This window comes from Streptomyces netropsis (genome assembly GCF_014203545.1).
Classification (GTDB): Bacteria; Actinomycetota; Actinomycetes; order Streptomycetales; family Streptomycetaceae; genus Streptomyces; species Streptomyces netropsis.
Map to the genome: position 1 here is coordinate 777484 of NZ_JACHJG010000001.1, position 21179 is coordinate 798662.

At 72.1% G+C, this 21179-nt stretch carries 20 protein-coding genes; 13 read left to right on the plus strand and 7 right to left on the minus strand.

What is annotated here, in order from left to right:
- Positions 1-35: 35 nt before the first annotated feature.
- Positions 36-1832 carry an AMP-dependent synthetase/ligase gene (locus tag FHS38_RS03530; protein WP_184730488.1) on the minus strand — a complete coding sequence of 599 codons (1797 nt, stop codon included), beginning with the start codon at positions 1830-1832 and terminating at the stop codon, positions 36-38.
- A gap of 269 nt (positions 1833-2101) precedes the next feature.
- On the opposite strand from FHS38_RS03530, the gene FHS38_RS03535 reads away from it, so the two are divergent.
- From FHS38_RS03535 to FHS38_RS03560, 6 genes are all read left to right on the plus strand, one after another.
- Complete coding sequence (locus FHS38_RS03535) at positions 2102-2875, plus strand: metallophosphoesterase family protein (protein ID WP_184730490.1); 774 nt, start codon at positions 2102-2104, stop codon at positions 2873-2875.
- Between the two features lie 81 nt (positions 2876-2956).
- Positions 2957-3406, plus strand: a complete 450-nt coding sequence (locus tag FHS38_RS03540; RefSeq protein ID WP_184730492.1) for an SRPBCC family protein — start codon at positions 2957-2959, stop codon at positions 3404-3406.
- A gap of 94 nt (positions 3407-3500) precedes the next feature.
- Entirely contained in the window at positions 3501-4823 is a 1323-nt protein-coding gene (locus FHS38_RS03545; RefSeq protein ID WP_184731123.1) for an ArsA family ATPase, read from the plus strand.
- A 56-nt stretch (positions 4824-4879) separates the two neighbouring features.
- On the plus strand, positions 4880-5371 hold the full coding sequence (locus tag FHS38_RS03550) for a DUF5304 domain-containing protein (RefSeq protein ID WP_184730494.1): 492 nt from the start codon (positions 4880-4882) through the stop codon (positions 5369-5371).
- A gap of 57 nt (positions 5372-5428) precedes the next feature.
- Positions 5429-6370, plus strand: a complete 942-nt coding sequence (locus FHS38_RS03555) for an ROK family glucokinase (RefSeq protein WP_184730497.1) — start codon at positions 5429-5431, stop codon at positions 6368-6370.
- A 62-nt stretch (positions 6371-6432) separates the two neighbouring features.
- Positions 6433-7182 carry an endonuclease/exonuclease/phosphatase family protein gene (locus FHS38_RS03560; RefSeq protein ID WP_184730499.1) on the plus strand — a complete coding sequence of 250 codons (750 nt, stop codon included), beginning with the start codon at positions 6433-6435 and terminating at the stop codon, positions 7180-7182.
- Between the two features lie 84 nt (positions 7183-7266).
- Here the strand turns inward: FHS38_RS03560 and FHS38_RS03565 are convergent, their stop codons facing one another.
- A complete protein-coding gene (locus tag FHS38_RS03565) occupies positions 7267-7902 on the minus strand; it encodes a hypothetical protein (protein WP_184730501.1) in 636 nt (211 codons plus the stop codon).
- Positions 7895-8686: an alpha/beta hydrolase gene (locus FHS38_RS03570; protein ID WP_184730504.1), complete on the minus strand. Its 792-nt coding sequence runs from the start codon at positions 8684-8686 to the stop codon at positions 7895-7897. Before FHS38_RS03570 ends, FHS38_RS03565 begins: the two co-directional genes overlap by 8 nt.
- A gap of 128 nt (positions 8687-8814) precedes the next feature.
- On the opposite strand from FHS38_RS03570, the gene FHS38_RS03575 reads away from it, so the two are divergent.
- The 4 genes from FHS38_RS03575 (at position 8815) to FHS38_RS03590 (ending at position 12650) form a co-directional block, all read left to right on the plus strand.
- Positions 8815-9561, plus strand: coding sequence for a lysophospholipid acyltransferase family protein (locus FHS38_RS03575; RefSeq protein WP_184731124.1), 747 nt, complete (start codon positions 8815-8817; stop codon positions 9559-9561).
- Positions 9562-9584: 23 nt separating this feature from the next.
- Positions 9585-10838, plus strand: a complete 1254-nt coding sequence (gene macS, locus FHS38_RS03580; RefSeq protein WP_229821860.1) for a MacS family sensor histidine kinase — start codon at positions 9585-9587, stop codon at positions 10836-10838.
- A 68-nt stretch (positions 10839-10906) separates the two neighbouring features.
- Positions 10907-11578 carry a response regulator gene (locus FHS38_RS03585; RefSeq protein ID WP_184730506.1) on the plus strand — a complete coding sequence of 224 codons (672 nt, stop codon included), beginning with the start codon at positions 10907-10909 and terminating at the stop codon, positions 11576-11578.
- A 40-nt stretch (positions 11579-11618) separates the two neighbouring features.
- Complete coding sequence (locus FHS38_RS03590; RefSeq protein ID WP_184730508.1) at positions 11619-12650, plus strand: 6-phosphofructokinase; 1032 nt, start codon at positions 11619-11621, stop codon at positions 12648-12650.
- 161 nt (positions 12651-12811) lie between these two features.
- Here FHS38_RS03590 and FHS38_RS03595 read toward each other — a convergent pair whose 3' ends face one another.
- Positions 12812-14734: an anthranilate synthase family protein gene (locus tag FHS38_RS03595; RefSeq protein WP_184730510.1), complete on the minus strand. Its 1923-nt coding sequence runs from the start codon at positions 14732-14734 to the stop codon at positions 12812-12814.
- 252 nt (positions 14735-14986) lie between these two features.
- Between FHS38_RS03595 and FHS38_RS03600 the strand changes: the two genes are divergently transcribed.
- Positions 14987-16336 (plus strand): class II 3-deoxy-7-phosphoheptulonate synthase, encoded by a 1350-nt coding sequence (locus FHS38_RS03600; RefSeq protein WP_184730512.1) that lies wholly within the window; start codon positions 14987-14989, stop codon positions 16334-16336.
- 120 nt (positions 16337-16456) lie between these two features.
- Positions 16457-16711, plus strand: a complete 255-nt coding sequence (locus tag FHS38_RS03605; protein WP_184730514.1) for a (2Fe-2S)-binding protein — start codon at positions 16457-16459, stop codon at positions 16709-16711.
- Position 16712: 1 nt separating this feature from the next.
- On the opposite strand, the gene bfr is transcribed toward FHS38_RS03605, so the two are convergent.
- On the minus strand, positions 16713-17192 hold the full coding sequence (gene bfr, locus FHS38_RS03610) for a bacterioferritin (protein ID WP_130877354.1): 480 nt from the start codon (positions 17190-17192) through the stop codon (positions 16713-16715).
- Between the two features lie 153 nt (positions 17193-17345).
- Here bfr and FHS38_RS03615 point away from each other — a divergent pair, with 153 nt between their 5' ends.
- The gene (locus tag FHS38_RS03615; protein WP_184730516.1) at positions 17346-17969 is read left to right on the plus strand and encodes a sulfite oxidase-like oxidoreductase; all 624 of its coding nucleotides are present in this window, start codon (positions 17346-17348) and stop codon (positions 17967-17969) included.
- A gap of 141 nt (positions 17970-18110) precedes the next feature.
- On the opposite strand, the gene FHS38_RS03620 is transcribed toward FHS38_RS03615, so the two are convergent.
- Together FHS38_RS03620 and pknB are read right to left on the minus strand one after the other, a co-directional pair.
- Positions 18111-19010 (minus strand): deoxyribonuclease IV, encoded by a 900-nt coding sequence (locus FHS38_RS03620; RefSeq protein ID WP_184731128.1) that lies wholly within the window; start codon positions 19008-19010, stop codon positions 18111-18113.
- Between the two features lie 27 nt (positions 19011-19037).
- Positions 19038-21008, minus strand: coding sequence for a Stk1 family PASTA domain-containing Ser/Thr kinase (pknB, locus tag FHS38_RS03625; RefSeq protein ID WP_184730518.1), 1971 nt, complete (start codon positions 21006-21008; stop codon positions 19038-19040).
- Between the last annotated feature and the right edge of the window lie 171 nt (positions 21009-21179).

The following is a 21179-nucleotide window of genomic DNA, read 5'->3' on the forward strand; positions in this document are numbered from 1 at the left end:
CCCGGCGATTGAAAGCAATCTTTTAACCCGCACCGCTACGCGTGGTAAATCGCTTCGATCTCGCCCGCGAAGTCCTTCGCCACCACGTTCCGCTTCAGCTTGAGCGACGGCGTCACATGCCCGGATTCCTCCGTGAACTGCGCGGGCAGGATGCGGAACTTGCGCACCGACTCCGCCTTGGAGACCGCCGCGTTGCCGTCGTCCACCGCCTTCTGCACATCGGCCAGCAGCTCGGCGTCGTCAGCCAGCTCGGAGGGCGTCGTGCCGGCCGGGCGGCCGTGCTCCGCCAGCCAGCGCGGCAGGAAGTCCTCGTCCAGGGTGATCAGCGCGCCCACGAACGGCCGGCCGTCGCCGACGACCATGCACTCGGCGATCAGGGCGTGGGCGCGGATCCGGTCCTCGATCACCGCGGGCGCGACGTTCTTGCCGCCCGCCGTGACGATGATCTCCTTCTTCCGGCCCGTGATCGCGAGGTAGCCGTCCTCGTCGAGCGTGCCCAGGTCGCCGGTGTGGAACCAGCCGTCGGAGAGGGCCTCCTTGGTGGCCTGTTCGTTGTTCCAGTAGCCCGTGAACAGGTGCTCGCCGTGCAGCAGGACCTCGCCGTCGTCGGCGATCCGGACCACCGAACCCGGCAGCGGCTGCCCGACCGAACCGATCTTCTGCCGGTCCCAGGGGTTGAAGGCGGTCGCGGCGCACGTCTCGGTCAGGCCGTAGCCCTCCAGGACCGTGAAGCCGATGCCGCGGTAGAAGTGGCCGAGCCGCTCGCCCAGCGGCGCGCCGCCGGAGATCGCGTGGGTGGCCCGGCCGCCCAGCACCGCGCGCAGCTTGCTGTAGACCAGCTTGTCGAAGATCTTGTGCTTGATCCGGAGGCCGAACGACGGGCCCGCCGGGGTGTCCTGCGCGCGGCTGTAGGCGATCGCGGTGTCCGCGGCCCGGTCGAAGATCTTGCCCTTGCCGTCCGCCTGGGCCTTGGCCCGCGCGCCGTTGTAGACCTTCTCGAAGACCCGCGGCACGCCCAGCACCAGCGACGGGCGGAAGGACTGGAGGTCGTCGGTGAGATTGCGGATGTCGCTGACGAGGCCCAGCCGGATCGGGGCCATCACCGAGGCGATCTCGACCAGCCGCCCGAAGACATGGGCGGCGGGCAGGAAGAGCAGCACGGACGAGTCGCCGGTGCGGAAGAGCGGCTTGAGCCGCTCGACCACGTTGCCGCACTCCGCGAAGAAGCTGCGGTGGGTCAGCACACAGCCCTTCGGGCGGCCGGTGGTGCCCGAGGTGTAGACGATGGTGGCGGGGGAGTCGGCGGTGGCGACGGCGCTGCGCTCGTCGACGGCCTCGTCGGTCAGGTCCTCGCCCGCGGCCCGCAGCCGGTCGAGCGCGCCGCGCTCGATCTGCCAGATGTTCGCGAGGTCGGGCAGCCGGTCCCGCACGGACTCCACGGCGGCCTCGTGCGCGGGGGACTCCACCAGGCAGGCCACGGCACCGGAGTCGCCGAGGATCCACTGGATCTGCTCCGGCGAGCTGGTCTCGTAGACGGGCACGGTCACGCCGCCCGCGCTCCAGATGGCGAAGTCCAGCAGCGCCCACTCGTAGCGGGTGCGGGACAAGAGGCCGACCCGGTCGCCGGGGCGGATGCCGGAGGCCATCAGGCCCTTGGCGGCCGCACGGACCTCCGCCAGGAACTGGGTGGCGGTGACGTCCTGCCACCGGCCGTCGACCTTGCGCCCTATGACGGCGACGTCAGGATGCTGCGCGGCGTTGCGGCGGATCAGATCCGTCAGGTTTCCGTCCGCGGGGACCTCGTACAGGGCCGGAAGGCTGAACTCGCGCAAGACTGCTGCTCCTCGTCGGGCGCCGGCGCCGCCGCGTCTTCGAGGGGCGCTGTGTCGGCTGCGGTCCATGATCAGGCAAGGGGGGTATTGGACTGCCCGGACGTTACCCACCGGTACGGCTATTCGAATAGGGGTCGCGTCCAGATGTTCTATGCGTCACATGCCACGGGACTGCTGTCCGAACCCTAGCCCCTAGCTTTGGTAACCCGGAAGTAACCGCAGGTCGGGGCCCTTCCGAAGGCCGGGCCGAACACCCTAGGGTGATCCGCATGCGAGGTCGCTTCAGGATTCACGTGGTCAGCGATGTGCACGGCAACAGCGAGGCCCTCGCCCGGGCGGGCGACGGCGCCGACGCCTTGGTGTGCCTGGGGGACCTGGTCCTCTTCCTCGACTACGCCGACCACTCGCGCGGCATCTTCCCCGAGCTGTTCGGCGTCGAGAACGCCGACCGGATCGTCGAGCTGCGCACCGCCCGCCGCTTCGAGGAGGCCCGCGAGCTGGCCCGGCGCCTGTGGGACGGGATAGACCGCGACTCCGCCGTCGAGAAGGCCGTGCGCGGGCAGTACGCCGAGCTCTTCGCCGCGTTCCCCACCCCCACCTACGCGACCTACGGCAACGTCGACATCCCCGGGCTGTGGCCCGAGTACGCCCGGCCCGGCACGACGGTCCTCGACGGCGAGCGGGCCGAGATCGGCGGCCGCGTCTTCGGCTTCGTCGGCGGCGGCCTCCGGTCGCAGATGCGCACCCCCTACGAGATCGACGACGAGACCTACGCCGCGAAGCTCGCCGCCCTCGGCGAGGTCGACGTGCTCTGCTCGCACATCCCGCCCGACGTGCCCGAGCTCTGCTACGACACCGTCGCCCGCCGCTTCGAGCGCGGCAGCTCGGCGCTGCTGGAGACGATCAGGGCCACCCGGCCCAAGTACGCCCTCTTCGGCCACGTCCACCAGCCGCTCGCGCAGCGGATGCGGATCGGCGACACCGAGTGCGTCAATGTCGGCCATTTCGCGTCGTCCGGTACTCCGTGGGCACTGGAGTGGTGACCGGCCGCGCGATGTAGCCTTCACCGGCAGGCACACGAGGCACATGAGGCAGCGGGACCCCGGTACGGAGGAGCCACGGCGATGGCGGAACACACCAGCTCGAGCATCACGATCGAGGCGGCCCCGGCCGAGGTCATGTCGGTGATCGCCGACTTCGACCGCTACCCGGAGTGGACCGGCGAGGTCAAGCAGGCCGAGGTCCTCGCCAAGGACGAGCAGGGCCGTGCCGCGCAGGTGCGCCTGGTCCTCGACGCGGGTGCGATCAAGGACGACCACACGCTGGCCTACAGCTGGCCCGCCGACAATGTGGTGAGCTGGTCGCTGGTCAAGTCCCAGATGCTGCGTCAGCTCGACGGCTCGTACAGCCTGGCCCCCGTGGCGGGCGGCGCGCACACCGAGGTGACGTACCAGCTCACGGTCGACGTCAAGATCCCGATGCTCGGGATGATCAAGCGCAAGGCGGAGAAGGTCATCATCGACCGCGCCCTCCAGGGCCTCAAGGAGCGCGTCGAGAGCGGCGCGAAGTCCTGACCCGGCCCGGCCCGGCGGCGCGGACGGCGTCAGGACGTCCGGCCGCCGCCGCGCCGACCGCGTAACCATGCACTTCATTGCCGGAGGCTCCACCTTGCGTACGGTCCTCGTCACCGGTCCCGGCGGCGCGGGCCGCACCACCGCCGCCGCGGCCACCGCGCTCGCCGCGGCCCGCCAGGGGCGGCGCGTGCTGCTGCTCACCTCCGACCGCGGCCCCGCGCCCGAGGCGGTCCTCGGCGTCGCGCTGCCCGCGCCGCCCGTGGGACACGAGAGCCCCGCGCCCTGGGCGCAGCCCGTCGACGTCGCCCCCGGTCTCGAGGCGGCCCGGATCGCCGTCGGCGAGCACTTCCGCGACCGTGCCCGGGAACTCCAGGACCGCGGCGCCTCCCTCTTCGACCTGCTCGGCGCCACCCCGCTCGATGCCGAGGAGCTCACCGAACTCCCCGGCGCGGAACCCCTCGCGATCCTCACCGCGCTGCGCGCCGCCCACACCGGTGACGCCCCCTGGGACCTGCTCGTCGTCGACATGCCGCCCGCGCCCGAGACCATACGGCTGCTCGCGCTGCCCGAGCAGCTGCGCCGCTATCTGCGCCGGCTGCTGCCCCCCGAGCGGCAGGCCGCCCGCGCACTGCGGCCGATGCTCGCGCAGCTCGCCGGGGTGCCGATGCCCGCACAGCGGCTGTACGAGACCGCCGAGCGCTGGGAGGCGGAGCTGGCCGCCGTGCAGCGGGTGATCGAGGCGAGGGACACGACCGTGCGACTCGTCGTCGAACCCGGGCCGGTCGCCGCCGAGGCGGTGCGCGTCGCCCGCGCCGGACTCGCCCTCCAGAGCTGCCGGATCGACACCCTCGTCGCCAACAGGCTGTTTCCCGAGCTTCCGGAAGACACAGCCGGCTCCTGGCTCGCCGGGCCGGTCGCCGAGCAGCGGACCGCGCTGAAGGCGTTGCGCGAGGAGTTCCTCGTCGACGCCGTCACCGTCTGCGAGCTGCCGCACCTCGGCCGTGGCCCGCGGGGCGCCGAAGACCTCGCCGAGCTGGCGGGCCGCGCCCGGTCGACCACGATCGGCGGGTCCGGGATCGTCGAGGGCGACGGCCTCACCGACGAACTCGACGGCTGGAGCGGCCCCGGTCCGGACGGCCCGGGCGGTGCGGAGGAGTCCGAGGCCTGGTCCGTGGAGGACCGCATCGCCGTCGACGGCGTCCTCGTCTGGCGGCTGCCGCTGCCCGGCGCCGACCGGGAGGGACTCGACCTGGTCCGCCGGGGCGACGAGCTGATCGTCGGCGTCGGACCGTTCCGCCGCGTCCTGCCCCTGCCGTCCGCGCTGCGCCGCTGCGCCGTCTCCGGTGCCGCGCTGCGCGACGGCGCCCTGTGCGTACGGTTCACCCCCGACCCCGGCCTCTGGCCGCGGAGCAGCTGAACGGCACTACGCCGTTCGGGTAACGTCGAAGGAAAATCCAGCCGCAGGAGTCCGCCATGAGCGAAGCCACCGAGCGCCCCGCCTCCGACGGGGCGGCCGACCACGACGCCTGGGAGCGGGCCTGCGCCGAGGATCTCGCCGCAGAGAAGGCCCGCCGCCGCGCGGAGTACGGGCAGGGCCCGGCCACCGGCACCGCCGCCGAGGAGCTGCGCAAGCTCGTCGACGCCGTCGCCGACAAGGTCGCGGGGCTCCAGCTGCCGCTCGCCGGGGCGGCCGCGCAGGGCGCCGTGCAGCAGCTCATCACCCAGGCGAAGGCGGTGGTCGAGCCCGTCATCGAGCGCAACCCCGACGTCTTCGACCACCTGGCCTCCGCGGGCTCCGAGCTGCTCGCCGCCTACCGCGCCGCCGTCCAGGGACAGGAGGGCCGCTGGACCCGGGGCGAGCGCCCGGCCTCCGCGCCCGCCGACCGGCCCGGCGCGGACGGTGACACCCCGCCCGGCAAAGGCGACGGAGCCGCCGGCGGGACCGAGCGCATCGACCTGGACTGACCTGGCCCTCCGGTACGGTGGGCCGTGGCGGGGTTCGAGCGAATAACTGAGGGATACATGGGACTCACCATCGGCGTCGACATCGGCGGCACGAAGATCGCGGCCGGCGTGGTCGACGAAGAGGGCAAGATCCTCGCGACCTGCAAGGTGCCCACCCCCCCGACCCCCGAAGCGGTCGTCGACGCCATCGCGGACGCGGTGCGCACGGTCAGCGTCGGCCACGACGTCGAGGCGGTCGGCATCGGTGCCGCGGGCTACGTGGACGACAAGCGGGCCACCGTCCTGTTCGCCCCGAACATCAACTGGCGCCACGAGGCCCTCAAGGACAAGGTCGAGCAGCGCGTCGGCCTCCCGGTCGTCGTCGAGAACGACGCCAACGCCGCCGCCTGGGGCGAATACCGCTTCGGCGCCGGCCAGGGCCACGACGACGTCATCTGCATCACCCTGGGCACCGGCCTCGGCGGCGGCATCATCATCGGCAACAAGCTGCGCCGCGGCCGCTTCGGTGTGGCGGCCGAATTCGGCCACATCCGGGTCGTCCCCGACGGCCTGCTGTGCGGTTGCGGCAGCCAGGGGTGCTGGGAGCAGTACGCCTCCGGGCGCGCGCTCGTCCGCTACGCCAAGCAGCGCGCCAACGCCACCCCGGAGAACGCCACGATACTGCTGGGTCTCGGCGACGGCACGGTCGAGGGCATCGAGGGCAAGCACATCAGCGCCGCCGCCCGGCAGGGCGACCCGGTCGCCATCGACTCCTTCCGCGAGCTGGCCCGCTGGGCGGGCGCGGGCCTGGCCGACCTGGCCTCGCTCTTCGACCCCTCCGCGTTCATCGTCGGCGGCGGTGTCTCGGACGAGGGCGACCTCGTGCTCGACCCCATCCGCAAGTCCTTCAAGCGCTGGCTGATCGGCGGCCAGTGGCGCCCGCACGCGCAGGTGCTCGCCGCGCAGCTGGGCGGCAAGGCGGGACTGGTCGGCGCAGCCGACCTGGCGCGCCAGGGCTGACGGCACCGCCCGAGAGGGCTGATCACACCTTGTAGCACCTTCGGAGCAACAGGAGAGTGGCGATGCTCGCGGACCTGCCCCCGTCGCGTACCGAAGGCGACGGCTCGGCCGTCGTCCGCGTGCTCAGCTACAACATCCGCTCCATGCGTGACGACACGGGGGCGCTGGCCCGGGTCATCCGGGCCTGCGCCCCCGATGTCGTCTGCGTCCAGGAAGCGCCGCGCTTCTTCCGCTGGCGCAAGGCCGCCGCCCGCCTCGCCCGTACCTCCGAGCTGGTGTACGTCACCGGCGGGGCCACCGCCTCGGGCCCGATGATCCTGTCCTCGCTGCGCGCCACCGTGGAGCACACGGAGGACGTCCTGCTGCCCCGCACCCCCGGCCTGCACCAGCGCGGCTTCGCCACCGCCGTGCTCCGCTTCGGCCGGGCCCGGCTCGGTGTCCTCAGCTGCCACCTGAGCATGAAGGACGGCGAGCGCTTCGGCCAGGGCAAGCTGCTCCTCGACCGGCTCGCCTCGCTCGGCGTCCCGCACGCCGTCGCGGCGGGCGACCTCAACGACCGACCCGACGGGCGTACGTTCGGGCTCCTCGCGGACGCCCTCCAGGACGGCTGGGCCACGAAGCCGTGGGGCCGCGAGCACACCACTCGGCTCGGTGACCCCCTCCAGCGCATCGACGCGGTCTTCGCGACCCCCGGCGTCGAGGTCCTCGGCTGCGGCGTCCCGATGGGGCTGCCGGGCATCGCGGAGCGGGATCTGCGGGCCGCCACGGATCACCTGCCGGTGTTGGCCGCACTGAGGGTGCCTGCTGTGTAGCCCCGGGGCTCCGCCCCGGACCCCGGTCCTCAAACGCCGGGCGGGCTCGAACGAGCCTGTCCGGCGTTTGAGGTCGGCGAAGCCCTACACGACCGCGCCGCGCCCCGGGTCGTCGTCCTCGTCGTCGTCGCCGTCCTTCATGCGCAGCACCAGCGTGGCGAAGCCGCCGAGGAAGCCGCCGACGCCGAGCGTGGTCATCCACCACGTCAGCTCCTGGCGCAGCAGCACCATGACCAGCAGCAGCAACGGTCCGCCGAGCACGGCGATCCAGGCGAAGCGGGCGGTGACGTCGCCGGTCGGCAGCGGCGGCGGCTCCGGCGGGACGAAGTGCCCCTCGTCCGCGTCGGCGGTGCCGTCCTTGCCGCCGTCGGCCCCGGGCTCGCTCCAGTCGCGGGGGCCGACACCGGGGGCGTAGACGATGAAGCTGCCCGGCCGGTCCGGCTGCCCCGGGGCGGCCGTGGCGGTCTTGGTGGTGCCGTCCCGGTCGTCACCGGGGCCGTCCGGCCCGTCGGAGGCGCCGGCATCCTCGGCCCCGTCCGGAGCGGGACGGTCCTCGGCCCGCTCGCGGTCGTCGAGCTCGTCCGTGACGTCACCGGAGGCGGGCCAGCGGCCCGTGGCGGGATCGGGCTGTTCGCCGTACGCGGCGACGAGCTCCGCCCAGGCCGCGTCCTCGTCCAGCGGATCGCGGCTCTCGTCGCGGCCCGCGTCGCGCTCAGCCACGGGTGGCCGTCCCCTCCTTGCCGGCGTCCGCGTCGGCACCGGCGCTGAGCCGGTTGATGAACGCGTACGTGTCCTTGAAGATCAGCTCGGCGTCGTGGTCCAGGGTCGCCACGTGACGGCTGCGCTCCAGCAACCGCTCGGTGACGTCCCGGGAGGAGACCCGGGCCAGGATGCGCGCCGAGTCGGCGGCGGGGACGACGCGGTCGTCGGGGCTGTGCAGGAGCAGCAACGGCTGGGTGACCTGCGGAAGTTCGGAGTCGACCAGATGGAAGAAGCGGCGCAGCGAGTGCGCGGCGTGCAGCGGCACCCGGTCGTAGCCGACCTCGGCCGCGCCCGGCTTGGCGATGTCGCTGGCGATGCCCTTGGTGCTGCGCAGCAGATGGCGCGCCACGGGCAGCGCCTTGGCGGCGAGGCCGTGCACCTTGTTCCCCGGGTTGACCACCACGACGCCGCGGACCGCGTCACCGTGCAGGGCCGCGAGCCGCAGCGCGAGCGCCCCGCCCATCGACAGACCGCACACGAAGATCTCGGAACAGTGCTCACGCAGCGACCGCAGTTCGCGGTCCACCTCCGCGTACCAGTCCTGCCACCCGGTGAGCTGCATGTCCTGCCAGCGGGTGCCGTGGCCGGGCAGCAGGGGAAGCGACACCGTCAGGCCGCGTTCCGCGAGATAATCGGCCCAGGGCCGTACGGACTGCGGGGAACCGGTGAAGCCGTGACACACGAGGACGCCGACCTCTCCGCCGACGTGGCGGAACGGCTCGGCGCCGGGGAGGAGCGGCACCGGGATCTCCGATCGATGGAACGGGAAAAAGGGGTCTGGCCCTCAGCGTACGCGGAGCGCCGCACGGCGGGTAGGCAGGTTAAGGTCTCCTCGTCACTACAGGAGGTTCTGGGTTGTTCTACGGCGCTATGAAGCTGTCCATCGGCGGGTCGCTGAAGCTTGCCTTCCGGCCGTGGGTGGAGGGCCTGGAGAACATCCCGGCCGAGGGGCCCGCGATCCTGGCGAGCAACCACCTGTCCTTCTCGGACTCCTTCTTCCTCCCCGCGGTGCTCGACCGGAAGGTCACGTTCATCGCGAAGCAGGAATACTTCACCTCCCCGGGGGTCAAGGGGAAGCTGACGGCCGCCTTCTTCAAGGGCGTCGGCCAGCTTCCCGTCGACCGTTCGGGCGGCCGCGGCGCGGGTGAGGCCGCGATCAAGAGCGGCATCGAGGTGCTGGAGCGCGGTGAGCTGTTCGGCATCTACCCGGAGGGCACCCGCTCCCCGGACGGCCGTCTCTACCGCGGCAAGCCCGGCGGGCTCGCCCGGGTGGCGCTGCTGTCCGGTGCGCCCGTGATCCCGGTCGCGATGATCGACACGGAGAAGGTGCAGCCGCCCGGGAAGGTGCTGCCCAAGATGATCCGGCCGGGCATCCGGATCGGTGAGCCGCTCGACTTCAGCCGCTACCACGGCATGGACGGCGACCGCTTCATCCTGCGCTCGGTGACCGACGAGGTCATGTACAAGATCATGGAGCTGTCGGGCCAGGAGTACGTCGACATCTACGCGACGGCGGCCAAGCGGCAGATCGCGGACGAGGCCAAGCGGAAGGCCGAGGAGGAGAAGGCCGCGAAGGCGGCCGGACTCGACAAGGCCGGCAAGCAGCCCGAGGCCTGAGCGCCCGGCTGGGGGTTGGGTCGATGACTCAGGGGACTCGTGCGGCACCGGGCATATCGCGCGCACCGGGCGGCAAGCGCCCGCGCGCCGTGCGCATGTCCGTGGAGCTGCCGCTGTGGCGCGCGCTGACCGGCTACCGGATCATCACCCTCGGCTACGCCCTCGCGCTCTTCTTCCTCAACTACCGGGAGTACGCGCACCCGCTCGGCGCCGCCCTCTACATGGGCGCGCTGACCGTATGGATGCTGCTGACCTGGAACCGGGTCACGGCACCCGAGCGCTGCACCAGGGGGTTCCTGGCCGCCGATCTCGGCATCGCGCTGGCCGGCATCCTGCTCACCGCCGTCATCGACTCCGCCGAGCGCATCGCGAGCGGCGCGGCCACCCTGCCGTCCATCTGGGCGGGCGGCGCCGTGCTGGGCTGCGCCATCAAGGGCGGCTGGCGCTGGGCGGCCGTCGGATCGACCCTCGTGGCCGTCGCCAACCTCGTCGAGCGCGGCGGCGCCGCCCGCGACACGATCCACAACGTGCTGCTGGTGTGGGTCTCCAGCATCGCCATCGGCTACATCGTCGAGGTGGCCCGGGCCAGTGAGCGCACGCTCGCCCGCGCCCTCCAGATCGAGGCCGCGACCCGCGAGCGCGAGCGGCTGGCCCGCGACATCCACGACGGCGTCCTGCAGGTGCTGGCCATGGTGCAGCGCCGGGGCGCCGCGATCGGCGGCGAGGCCGCCGAGCTGGGCCGGATGGCGGGCGAGCAGGAGATCGCGCTGCGCACCCTCGTCGCCGGCGGCCTGCTGCCCCCGCAGCGCTCGGCCGCGCAGCTCGCCGAGGACGCCGAGCTGGTACGGACGGTCACCCCCGCCCCGGCCGCCGCGCCGTCGGGCCCCTGCGACCTCCAGGCGCTCCTCGCCCCGTACGCCGGGGCCACCGTCTCCTTCGCCGGGCCCGGTACGCCCGTCCTGCTGGAGGCGGCCGCCGCGGCGGAACTGGCGGCGGCCGTCGGCGCCGCGCTGGACAATGTGGCCAAGCACGCCGGCGACGGCGCACGGGCCTGGATCCTGCTGGAGGACGAGCCCGGCGAGGTGATCGTCACCGTGCGGGACGACGGCCCGGGCATCGCCGAGGGCCGGCTGGCGGACGCCGAGCGGGAGGGGCGGATGGGTGTCGCGCTGTCGATCCGCGGCCGGCTGCGGGACCTGGGCGGCAGCGCGGAGCTGGTGTCCGTGCCGGGGCAGGGCACCGAAGTCGAATTGAGAGTTCCGCGCGCCGGCGCGTGAGCGGAACCGCAAGGGAAGGCACCGGGGCGACGAGCCCGGTGCGGGTGACGAGCGATGAGTGAAGTCCGATGAGTGAAGAGCAGGCCGTACGGGTCATGGTGGTCGACGACCACCCCATGTGGCGGGACGCGGTCGCCCGCGACCTGGCCGCCGCCGGGTTCGACGTCGTGGCCACCGCCGGGGACGGCCCGCAGGCGGTCCGGCGCGCCCAGGCCGTGGTCCCCGACGTCCTCGTCCTGGACCTCAATCTGCCCGGTCTGCCCGGCGTGGCCGTCTGCAAGGAGCTGGTCGGGGAGAACCCCGCGCTGCGCGTCCTGGTGCTCTCCGCCAGCGGCGAGCACCAGGACGTCCTGGAGGCGGTGAAGTCCGGGGCGACCGGCTATCTGCTGAAGTCGGCCAGCACGGAGGAGCTGGTGGACGCCGTGCGCCGGACCGCCGTCGGCGACCCCGTCTTCACCCCCGGGCTGGCCGGACTGGTGCTCGGCGAGTACCGCCGACTCGCCTCCGACCCGGCCCCCGCCGCCCCCGACGAGCCGAAGGCCCCCCGGCTCACCGACCGGGAGACCGAGGTGCTGCGCCTCGTCGCCAAGGGCCTCTCCTACAAACAGATCGCCGAGCGGCTGGTTATTTCCCACCGCACGGTGCAGAACCATGTTCAGAACACCTTGGGCAAGCTCCAGTTGCACAACCGCGTGGAGCTCGTGCGCTACGCGATAGAGCGAGGTCTCGACGACGCCTGACCCTTCGCGGCCGGGCGTACCCGGCTGAAGGGAAGGTGTCATGCGGGTCGGAGTACTGACCGGTGGCGGTGACTGCCCCGGGCTCAACGCGGTCATCCGCGCCGTCGTCCGCAAGGGCGTCCAGCGTTACGACTACGAATTCCTCGGCTACAAGGACGGCTGGCGCGGGCCGCTCCAGGGCAGGGCGACGCGCCTCGACATCCCGGCCGTGCGCGGCATCCTGCCGCGCGGCGGCACCGTGCTCGGATCGTCGCGGACCAACCCCTTCAACGAAGCGGACGGCGTCCGCCGGATCAAGGACAACCTCGCCAAGGACCGGGTGGACGCCCTGATCGCCATCGGCGGCGAGGACACCCTCGGCGTCGCCGCCCGGCTCTGCGCCGAGTACGGCATCCGGTGCGTCGGCGTCCCCAAGACCATCGACAACGACCTCTCCGCCACGGACTACACCTTCGGCTTCGACACCGCCGTCAACATCGCCACCGAGGCCATCGACCGGCTGCACACCACCGCCGAATCGCACATGCGCGTCCTCGTCGTGGAGGTCATGGGCCGGCACGCCGGCTGGATCGCCCTGCACTCCGGCATGGCCGGCGGCGCCAACGTCATCCTCATCCCCGAGCACCGCTTCGACCTCGACGAGGTGTGCGGCTGGGTCACCTCCCGCTTCCGCGCCAGCTACGCCCCGATCGTCGTCGTCGCGGAGGGCGCCATGCCGAAGGACGGCGACCTCGTCCTCAAGAACGCCGCCGCCGAGGACGCCTTCGGCCACGTCCGCCTCTCCGGGGTGGGGGAGTGGCTGGCGGGCGAGATCGAGCGCCGCACCGGCAAGGAGGCGCGCACGATAGTGCTGGGCCACGTCCAGCGCGGCGGCACCCCGAGCGCGTTCGACCGGTGGCTGGCGACGCGGTTCGGGCTGCACGCGATCTCCGCGGTGCGGGACGGTGACTTCGGGACGATGGTGGCGCTGCGGGGCACGGACATCGTGCGGGTGCCTCTCGGCGAGGCGACGGCCCGTTTGAAGACGGTGCCGGCTGATCGGTACGAGGAGGCGAAGGTGCTCTTCGGCTGAGATCCCGGCTACCGCCGGGTGTCCTCGATCGCCGGATGGGCTTGCTGTGCTGTGTCCTCAATCGCCGGACGGGCTTGCTGTGCTGTGTCCTCAATCGCCGGACGGGCTTGATACGGCCGGCGTCGGCCGTCGCCCGTCCGGCGATCGAGGACAAAGGCGTCCTAGACCAGCACCGATGCCAGCAGATCCGCCACGATCGGCGCACCGTTCAGCGTCAGCACCGACTCCGGGTGGAACTGCACACCCGCGAACGTGGGCCCCCGCAGCGCGTGAACCTCGCCGGAGGCGTCCCGGCTGACCTCCACCCGGTGCATCGCCAGCTCCGCCTGCGCCGTGTCCGTGCAGCGCGCCGTGAACGTGTTGTAGAAGCCGACCGTCTCCGGGCGCCCGAAGAAGTCGATCCGCTGCTGCGCGCCCTGGGCCGGGTACGCCTTGCGGACGATCTCCAGGCCCAGCTCCGCCGCGATCAGCTCGTGGCCCAGGCACACCCCCAGCACCCCGTGCCGGTGCTCGCGCAGCAGCTCCGCCGCGAGCCCGCGCAGCAGCCGCATCTTGGGGTCGGCCGAGTCCGACGGATCGCCGGGGCCGGGCCCCAGCACCACGGGGCCCTCGTGGCGCAGCGCCGCGTCCCGCAGGCCCGGCTCGTCGTAACGGCGCACCGTGACGGACAGGCCCGACGTGCGCAGCAGATGCGCCAGCATCGCCGTGAAGGTGTCCTCGCCGTCGACGACGAGCGCGTGCCCCGACAGCTTCGCCGTCGACGACGTGGCCTGCATGCGCAGCCAGAACGGCGCCAGGTCCGCGCGCCGGGCGTCGAGCGCGGCCCGTACGCGCGGGTCGTCACCGAGCCGGGCCGAGGGCCCCGCCGGCGCGGACCCCCGCGCGTCCCGGACGCCGAGCGCCGCCAGCACGCCGGCGGCCTTGGCGTGCGTCTCGGCGACCTCGCCGGCGGGGTCCGAGTGACGTACGAGCGTGGCGCCGACCGCTACCCGCAGCCGGCCGCGCCGGTCGATGTCGGCGGTCCGGATGAGGATCGGCGAGTCGAGCGTCTGCGCGCCCGCCGCGTCCCGGCCGATCAGGGCGAGCGCCCCCGCGTAGTAGCCGCGCCCGTGCGGCTCGTACCGCCCGATGACCCGGCAGGCGTTCTGCACCGGCGAGCCGGTCACGGTCGCCGCGAACATCGTCTCCCGCAGCACGTCCCGCACGTCCAGCGAGGAGCGCCCGCGCAGCTCGTACTCGGTGTGCGCGAGATGGGCCATCTCCTTCAGCCGGGGGCCGACCACCACGCCGCCCATGTCGCCGACCGTGCACATCATCTTCAGTTCCTCGTCCACCACCATGGACAGCTCCTCCACCTCCTTGCGGTCGTGCAGGAAGGCCAGCAGCCCCTCGGCCGTGGGGCCCTCGGCGGGGTAGCGGTACGTGCCGCTGATCGGGTTCATCACGACCGTCCCGCCGGTCATCCGTACGTGCACCTCCGGGCTGGCCCCCACCAGCGTCCGGTCGCCCGTGTGCACGACGTACGTCCAGTAGGCGCCGCGCTCTCCGGCCAGCAGCCGCCGGAAGAGGGCCAGCGCGTCGGCCGCCCCGAAGCCGTGGATCTCACCCTCGAAGTTCCGCCGGATGACGAAATTGGCCCCCTCGCCCGTACCGATCTCGTCTTCGATCACCCGCTCGACGATCCGCGCGTACTCCTCGTCGCTCACGTCGAAGGCCCCGCCGTCGACCCGCACCTCGTGCGCGGGCAGCGCGGCGAGGACCTCGGCGAGCGGCAGCGCGTACGACTCCTCGGGCCGCAGCACCAGCAGCGGGGTCCCGTCGTCGCGGACCTCGAAGCCGCGCTCGCGGATCTGCCGGAACGGCACGAGCGCGAGCGCGTCGTGCGCGGGGGCGCCCCCGGCGGGGACGCCGGACGGCAAGGGGATGTCGGTCAGGCGCCCGGCCTCGTCCACGGGGCCGAGCAGCAGCTCGACGCGGTCGGCCGCCGCGCTGTGCGGGCGGCCCGGGGTGCTGCGGCGCAGCAGGGCGAAGGGCGGGCAGGCGGGGTCGGTCAGCCGTGCGAGGAGAGCGGAGGTGTCGGGCATCTGAGGAGTTCCTTCCGGTGGGAGGAGGGAACGGCCCGCGAAACACGGAAGGCCGCCCCTCGGGGCGGCCTTCGCGGTGAGTGTGCTGCTACGCGCGATCAGTGGGCCGCCTGAGAGCGGTCCACCACCAGTTCTGGGTCATCGGCGCGAACATGCTGCGCACCCTACCGGAAGCCCGACATCCGAGTGCGGACCGTCTCAGATGTCGGTCCCGGCGGATGGACAGATGCATCGACCCCGTAATGTTGGAGTGTGACCGTGAACGCTGAACTCCACGCCGGTGGCAACACCTGGCGCTCCCTGCCCGCGGCGCAGCAGCCTGACTGGCCGGATCAAGAGGCTCTGCGCGATGTGATCGCCGAGCTCGAGTCCTATCCGCCGCTCGTCTTCGCGGGCGAGTGCGACCAGCTGCGCCACCGCCTGGGAGCCGTCGCCCGTGGTGAGGCGTTCCTGCTCCAGGGCGGCGACTGCGCGGAGGCCTTCGACGCCGTCGGCGCCGACCAGATCCGCAACAAGCTGAAGACGCTGCTGCAGATGGGCGCCGTGCTGACCTACGCCGGGTCGGTGCCCGTCGTGAAGGTGGGCCGCATCGCCGGCCAGTACAGCAAGCCCCGCTCGAAGCCGACCGAGACCCGCGACGGCGTGACCCTGCCGACCTACCGCGGTGACTCCGTCAACGGCTTCGCCTTCACCCCCGAAGCCCGTACGCCGGACCCGCAGCGGCTGAAGCGGATGTACAACGCCTCCGCCTCCACCCTGAACCTGGTCCGCGCCTTCACCACCGGTGGCTACGCGGACCTGCGCCAGGTGCACGCCTGGAACCAGGACTTCGTGAAGTCGTCCCCCTCCGGGCAGCGCTACGAGGCGCTCGCCCGCGAGATCGACCGCGCGATGAACTTCATGAACGCCTGCGGGGTGGACCCGGAGGAGTTCAAGACGGTCGAGTTCTTCTCGTCGCACGAGGCGCTCGTCCTCGACTACGAGTCGGCGCTGACCCGTGTCGACTCGCGCACCGGCGATCTGTACGACGTCTCGGGCCACATGGTGTGGATCGGTGAGCGCACCCGGCAGCTCGACGGCGCGCACATCGAGTTCGCGTCGAAGATCCGCAACCCGATCGGTGTGAAGCTCGGCCCGACGACGACGCCCGAGGACGCGCTGACCCTCATCGAGCGGCTCGACCCCGAGCGCGAGCCGGGCCGGCTCACCTTCATCACCCGCATGGGTGCCGACAAGATCCGGGACAAGCTCCCGACCCTGGTCGAGAAGGTCACGGCGTCCGGTGCGCAGGTCGTCTGGATCAGCGACCCGATGCACGGCAACACCTTCGAGGCGGCCTCGGGCCACAAGACCCGCCGCTTCGACGACGTGCTCGACGAGGTCAAGGGCTTCTTCGAGGTCCACAAGGGCCTCGGCACCCACCCGGGCGGCATCCACGTCGAGCTGACCGGCGACGACGTCACGGAGTGCGTGGGCGGCGGCGACGAGATCTTCGTCGACGATCTGCACCAGCGCTACGAGACGGCGTGCGACCCGCGCCTCAACCGCAGCCAGTCCCTGGACCTGGCGTTCCTGGTCGCGGAAATGTACCGGGACCAGTAAAAAACCCGGCGGAACGAACAGTGGGGCGCGGATCGAAGTGATCCGCGCCCCACTGCGTTGTCAAGCCCCGACCGGGCCGGGTAAGGTAAGGGTAACCTTATTGATCAACCCGGTGAGGCGGTGAACCGCGTGTACGTCTGCTCATGTTTCGGGATCACCGAGCAGCAGGTGCGCGAGCACGCGGACCGGGGGGCGTGCACCCCCCGGCAGATAGCCTCCGTAAGCAAGGCCGGCACCGACTGCGGCAGCTGTGTCCGCCGCATCCAGGGCATCCTCGGGCGTGGCGCGTGCCCCCGCCGGGAGCTCGCCGATCAGGGCGACCCGGAGGTGCTCGGCGCCGGGCTGACCGCGATACCCGAGGCGCAGGCGGCCTGACTCAGCTGTCCGGCTGCTCGATCAGCTGGGCGAGGTACAGCGGCTCGCCGAGCTTCTCGACCAGGTCCAGCTGGGTGTCGAGATAGTCGATGTGACTCTCCTCGTCCTCGAGGATCGACTCGAAGATATTCGCCGAGGTGATGTCGCCCTTGGCCCGCATGACCTCGACGCCGCGCTTGAGGCGGTCGATGGCCTCGACCTCCACCTGCCGGTCGGCCTGGAACATCTCGGTCACCGTCTGCCCGATCCGGACGTGGAAGAGCCGTTGGTAGTTCGGTAGCCCGTCCAGGAACAGGATCCGATCGGTCAGGATCTCCGCGTGCTTCATCTCGTCGAACGACTCGGCCCGGGTGTGCTTCGCGAGCTTGGGCCAGCCGAAGTTCTCCTGCATCTTCGCGTGCAGGAAGTACTGGTTGATGGCCGTCAGCTCGGCAGTCAGCTGTTCATTGAGAAATTCGATGACCTCGGGGTCGCCCTGCATTGCAGAGGCTCCTTCCAAGAGGATGACTGGCAGGTAGGCCGCATCCTCGCACCGCCCCTCGAAAGCGTCCAGTAAGTGCACACTTAGTGGGAGTTGCCCCAATAGCGGAACCCCTGGTCATCACCACAGCGGAAGGTCTGACACCATGGACCCATGGGTCAGTCGGAAAGCCGCAAAGGGGAACATCTTCAGCTGCCTCCGGGGCAGCGTCTCCAGCGCGGCTGGCCGGTGACGCACTACGGACCGGTGCCGAAGTTCAAGCCCGACCGCTGGGAGTTCCGCGTCTTCGGTTCGACCGCCGACGGTGACAAGCGCTGCTGGAACCATGACGACTTCTCCGCCCTGCCGTATTCGACGGTCGTCGCGGATCTGCACTGCGTCACGAAGTACAGCATGCTCGGCGCGGAATGGGGTGGCGTTTCGGCCCGGACGATCCTCGAACTCGCACCGCCCGCACCCGAGGTCACGCATGTGATGGTGTGGGCCGAGTACGGTTTCAGCTCAAATCTGCGGCTTGCCGATTTCACCGCCGAGAAGACCATGTTCGCCACCCACAAGGACGGCGAACCGCTCACCGCCGAGCACGGCTTCCCGGTCCGGCTCGTCGTACCGCACCTGTATGCCTGGAAGGGCCCCAAATGGGTGCGCGGCGTCGAATACATGACCACCGACCGCCGGGGTTTCTGGGAAGAGCGCGGCTATCACAACGTCGGCGACCCCTGGCGCGAGCAGCGCTACTCCTACCAGGAGGAACCCGGCGACGGCCCGGAGCTGTGACGGTTCGCCCTTGCGTACGGTCCTGGGGCGTCCGGCGGTTCCTCGGCCGCGGGCCGTCTGTGCCCCTGCGGCGGCGGGCGCCCTGCGGGCACGTCCTCAAACGCCGGACGGGCTTGTTGTGGCTGAGCTCAGCCACGCCGCCTAGCCGGCGCAGCCGTCCCGCAGTTCCTTCAGCCGCGCCACGTCCGCGGCGTGTCCCTCCGTGCCGCCCGGCGTCTCGATCGTCAGCGGCACCCCCTCGGTCGCCGGGTGCGTGAACAGCTCCGCGAAGGGCTCGGCGCCGATATGGCCGGAACCGATGTTCTCGTGCCGGTCCCGGTGCGCGCCGACGGCCTCCTGGGAGTCGTTCGCGTGGATCAGCCGCAGCCGCCCCTCGCCCACGACGGAGACCAGCTCGTCGAGCGTCCGCTTCATCCCGCCGGTCTCGGCGAGGTCGTGCCCCGCCGCGAAGACATGGCAGGTGTCCAGGCAGACCCCGAGCTTCGGGTGGTGCTCCAGCGCTTCGAAGTACGGGCCGAGATCCGCCACCAGTGAGCAGAGCGAGGCGCCCTGACCGGCCGTCGGCTCCAGCAGCAGCCACGGGTCGTCGTCGTGGGTCAGCTCGTCCAGCAGCGGCAGCAGCCGCTCGTGGACCTGCGCCAGGGCCTCGTGGCGCGGCCGGCCGCCGGTCGCCGAGCCGGTGTGGACGACGACGCCGCGCGCCCCGATCGCCCGCCCCCGGCGCAGTGAGTGCCGCATCGACTCCACGGACTTCTCCGCCGTCGCCTCGGTGTGCGACCCGAAGTTGATCAGGTAGGGGGCGTGGACGAAGACGGGGAGGGACTCGGCCGCGCAGGCGGCGCGGAATTCCTCGTCCTGCCGGGCGTTGCCGGGCGGGGTCGCCCAGCCGCGCGGGTTGGCGACGAAGACCTGCACGGCCTCGGCGCCCATCTCCCGGGCGTACGGCAGACCGACCTTGGCCAGCCCGCCGGCCACCGGGATGTGGCCGCCGACGGGGTTACGGGTGCGCGCGGACAGCGGTTCGCTCACGGCCTCGTTCATGGCCTTGTTCGTGGGCTCATTCATGGCTCAGAGACCGCCCTTGAGGCGGATGGTGATGGTGTCGCCCTTGGGGGCCTTGTCGCCGCCCTTGACCGACTGGCCCTCGACCGAGTCCCGGGGGAAGAGGAACGGCCGGTCCACCTTCACCGCGAAGCCCGCGGCCGTCAGCGCCCTCTTCGCGTCCGCCTCGCTCCGGCCGGTGACGTCGGGGACCTCGACCATCTCCTTGCCCTTGGAGACCGTGATGGTGACCGTGTCGCCCTTGGCCGCCTGCTCGCCCTTGGCGGGGGACTGGCCGGCCACCGCGCCCTTCTCCTTGTCGGAGAAGACGGGGTCGTCCGCGACCTTGACCTTGAGACCCCGGCCCTCCAGCGCGGAGGTGGCGTCCCCGATGGACAACCCGCTCACGTCCGGCACGTCCAGCGCCTCGCCCTTGCTGACGGTCAGGGCGACGGCCGTGCCCGGCCGGCGCTCCACGCCCGGCCTCGGGTCGGTCGCGAGCACCGAGTTCTGCGGGGTCTCCCCGCTGAACTGCCGGCCGACCTCGCCGACCGTCAGCCCCGCGCCCTCGATCTTCCGCTTCGCCGCGGCGAAGGGCATGCCCACGACATTGGGCACCTCGGCCCGGGCGGGGCCCTTGGACAGGACGATCGTCACCTTGCCGGTGTTGCGGATGCGTCCGCCCGGCCCGGGGTCGGTGGAGATGACGTGACCGCGCTCGATCGTGTCGCTGACCTCCTCCTTGACCTTCACCCCGAGACCGGCTCCGCGCAGCTCCTGCTCGGCCTTCTCCCGCGTCATGTCCAGGACGGCGGGGACCTTCGTGAACTGGCCGGAGTTGATGTACCAGACACCCGTGCCCGCCAGCACCAGCAGCACGGCGGCGAGCACGGCGATCAGCCCGCGACGCGGGCGCGGCCGGCCCGCGCGCGGCGCGGCGCCCGGCGGTACCGGCGGGGGCGGCGGCGCGGGTACGTGCTCCAGCCGCGTGGTGTGGTTGAGCTGATCGCCATCATCGCCGCGGGCGGGCGGTGCCGCGGAGGTCCGCGGGATCACGCTCGTACGGTCCTCGGAACCGGCGTGGTCCGGGCCCGGCTCCTCGTCGCGGCCGTCGGCCGCGGCTCGTGGCGGCACCACGTCCAGCTGCTCGTCGGACAGGCTCTCGCGCACCCCGCGGACCAGCCCCAGCAGCGCGATCGCGTCGGCCGGGCGCAGCCGCGGGTCGCGCGCGGTCGCGGCGGCCACGAGGGCGTCCAGCTCGGCCGCCAGCCCCGGGACGGCACCCGACGGCGGCGGCACGTCCTCGTGGAGGTGCCGGTAGAGGACCTGGGCGGGGGTGCTGCCGGTGTGCGGCTTGGCGCCGGTGAGCATCTCGTAGAGGACGACGCCGCAGGCGTAGACGTCCGCGCGGGTGTCGGCGGTGCCGTGCTCCAGCTGCTCGGGCGCGAGATACGACACGGTGCCCAGCACGGACCCGCTGTTGGTCGTGGTGTTGGTGTCCACGGCCCGCACGAGCCCGAAGTCGGCGACCTTGACCCGGCCGTCGTCGCCGATCAGCACGTTCTCCGGCTTCATGTCCCGGTGGACCAGCCCGGCCAGGTGCGCGGCGCCGAGCGCGGCCAGCACGGGCTCCGCGATGTCGAGTGCGGCGCGCGGCTGGAGCGCCCCGCGCTCGCGCAGCACGTCGCGCAGCGTGCATCCGGCCACGTACTCCATCGCCAGGTAGACGTAGACGCCGTCGGTGCCCTGGTCGAAGACACCCACCACATTGGGGTGGTCGAGCCGCGCCACGGACTTGGCCTCACGGATGAAGCGCTCCACGAAGGCCTCGTCGGCGGCGAGGCCGGGATGCATCACCTTCAGCGCGAGCACACGGTCGAGCCGGGTGTCGACGGCCCGGTAGACCGTGGCCATGCCACCGACGGCGATCCGCGCCTCGACGCGGTAGCGGCTGTCGAGCACGTGCCCGACGAGCGGGTCCCCCAGGGTCGTATCCACGGCATACGAGTCTACGAGCCACGGCGAGCAGGTCGAACGCGGTGCGCCTACGGCGGGCATCCGCAGCCGAACGGTGACATTCAGCAGGCTGCTGCCCCTGCGTATTCGGGTTGCCGTTGTCGTGTACGGCGCTGCCGCGTGTTCGTTTTCGGCTGCCGCGCGTCCGGGGGC

Coding starts and splice junctions, on each gene's coding strand:
- FHS38_RS03590 (WP_184730508.1), top strand. CDS start 11,619: ATGCGGGTCGGAGTACTGACCGGTGGCGGTGACTGCCCCGGGCTCAAC.
- FHS38_RS03595 (WP_184730510.1), bottom strand. CDS start 14,734: ATGCCCGACACCTCCGCTCTCCTCGCACGGCTGACCGACCCCGCCTGC.
- FHS38_RS03615 (WP_184730516.1), top strand. CDS start 17,346: ATGGGTCAGTCGGAAAGCCGCAAAGGGGAACATCTTCAGCTGCCTCCG.
- FHS38_RS03620 (WP_184731128.1), bottom strand. CDS start 19,010: ATGAACGAGGCCGTGAGCGAACCGCTGTCCGCGCGCACCCGTAACCCC.
- FHS38_RS03540 (WP_184730492.1), top strand. CDS start 2,957: ATGGCGGAACACACCAGCTCGAGCATCACGATCGAGGCGGCCCCGGCC.
- macS (WP_229821860.1), top strand. CDS start 9,585: ATGACTCAGGGGACTCGTGCGGCACCGGGCATATCGCGCGCACCGGGC.
- FHS38_RS03535 (WP_184730490.1), top strand. CDS start 2,102: ATGCGAGGTCGCTTCAGGATTCACGTGGTCAGCGATGTGCACGGCAAC.
- FHS38_RS03560 (WP_184730499.1), top strand. CDS start 6,433: ATGCTCGCGGACCTGCCCCCGTCGCGTACCGAAGGCGACGGCTCGGCC.
- FHS38_RS03575 (WP_184731124.1), top strand. CDS start 8,815: ATGAAGCTGTCCATCGGCGGGTCGCTGAAGCTTGCCTTCCGGCCGTGG.
- FHS38_RS03555 (WP_184730497.1), top strand. CDS start 5,429: ATGGGACTCACCATCGGCGTCGACATCGGCGGCACGAAGATCGCGGCC.
- FHS38_RS03550 (WP_184730494.1), top strand. CDS start 4,880: ATGAGCGAAGCCACCGAGCGCCCCGCCTCCGACGGGGCGGCCGACCAC.
- FHS38_RS03585 (WP_184730506.1), top strand. CDS start 10,907: ATGAGTGAAGAGCAGGCCGTACGGGTCATGGTGGTCGACGACCACCCC.
- bfr (WP_130877354.1), bottom strand. CDS start 17,192: ATGCAGGGCGACCCCGAGGTCATCGAATTTCTCAATGAACAGCTGACT.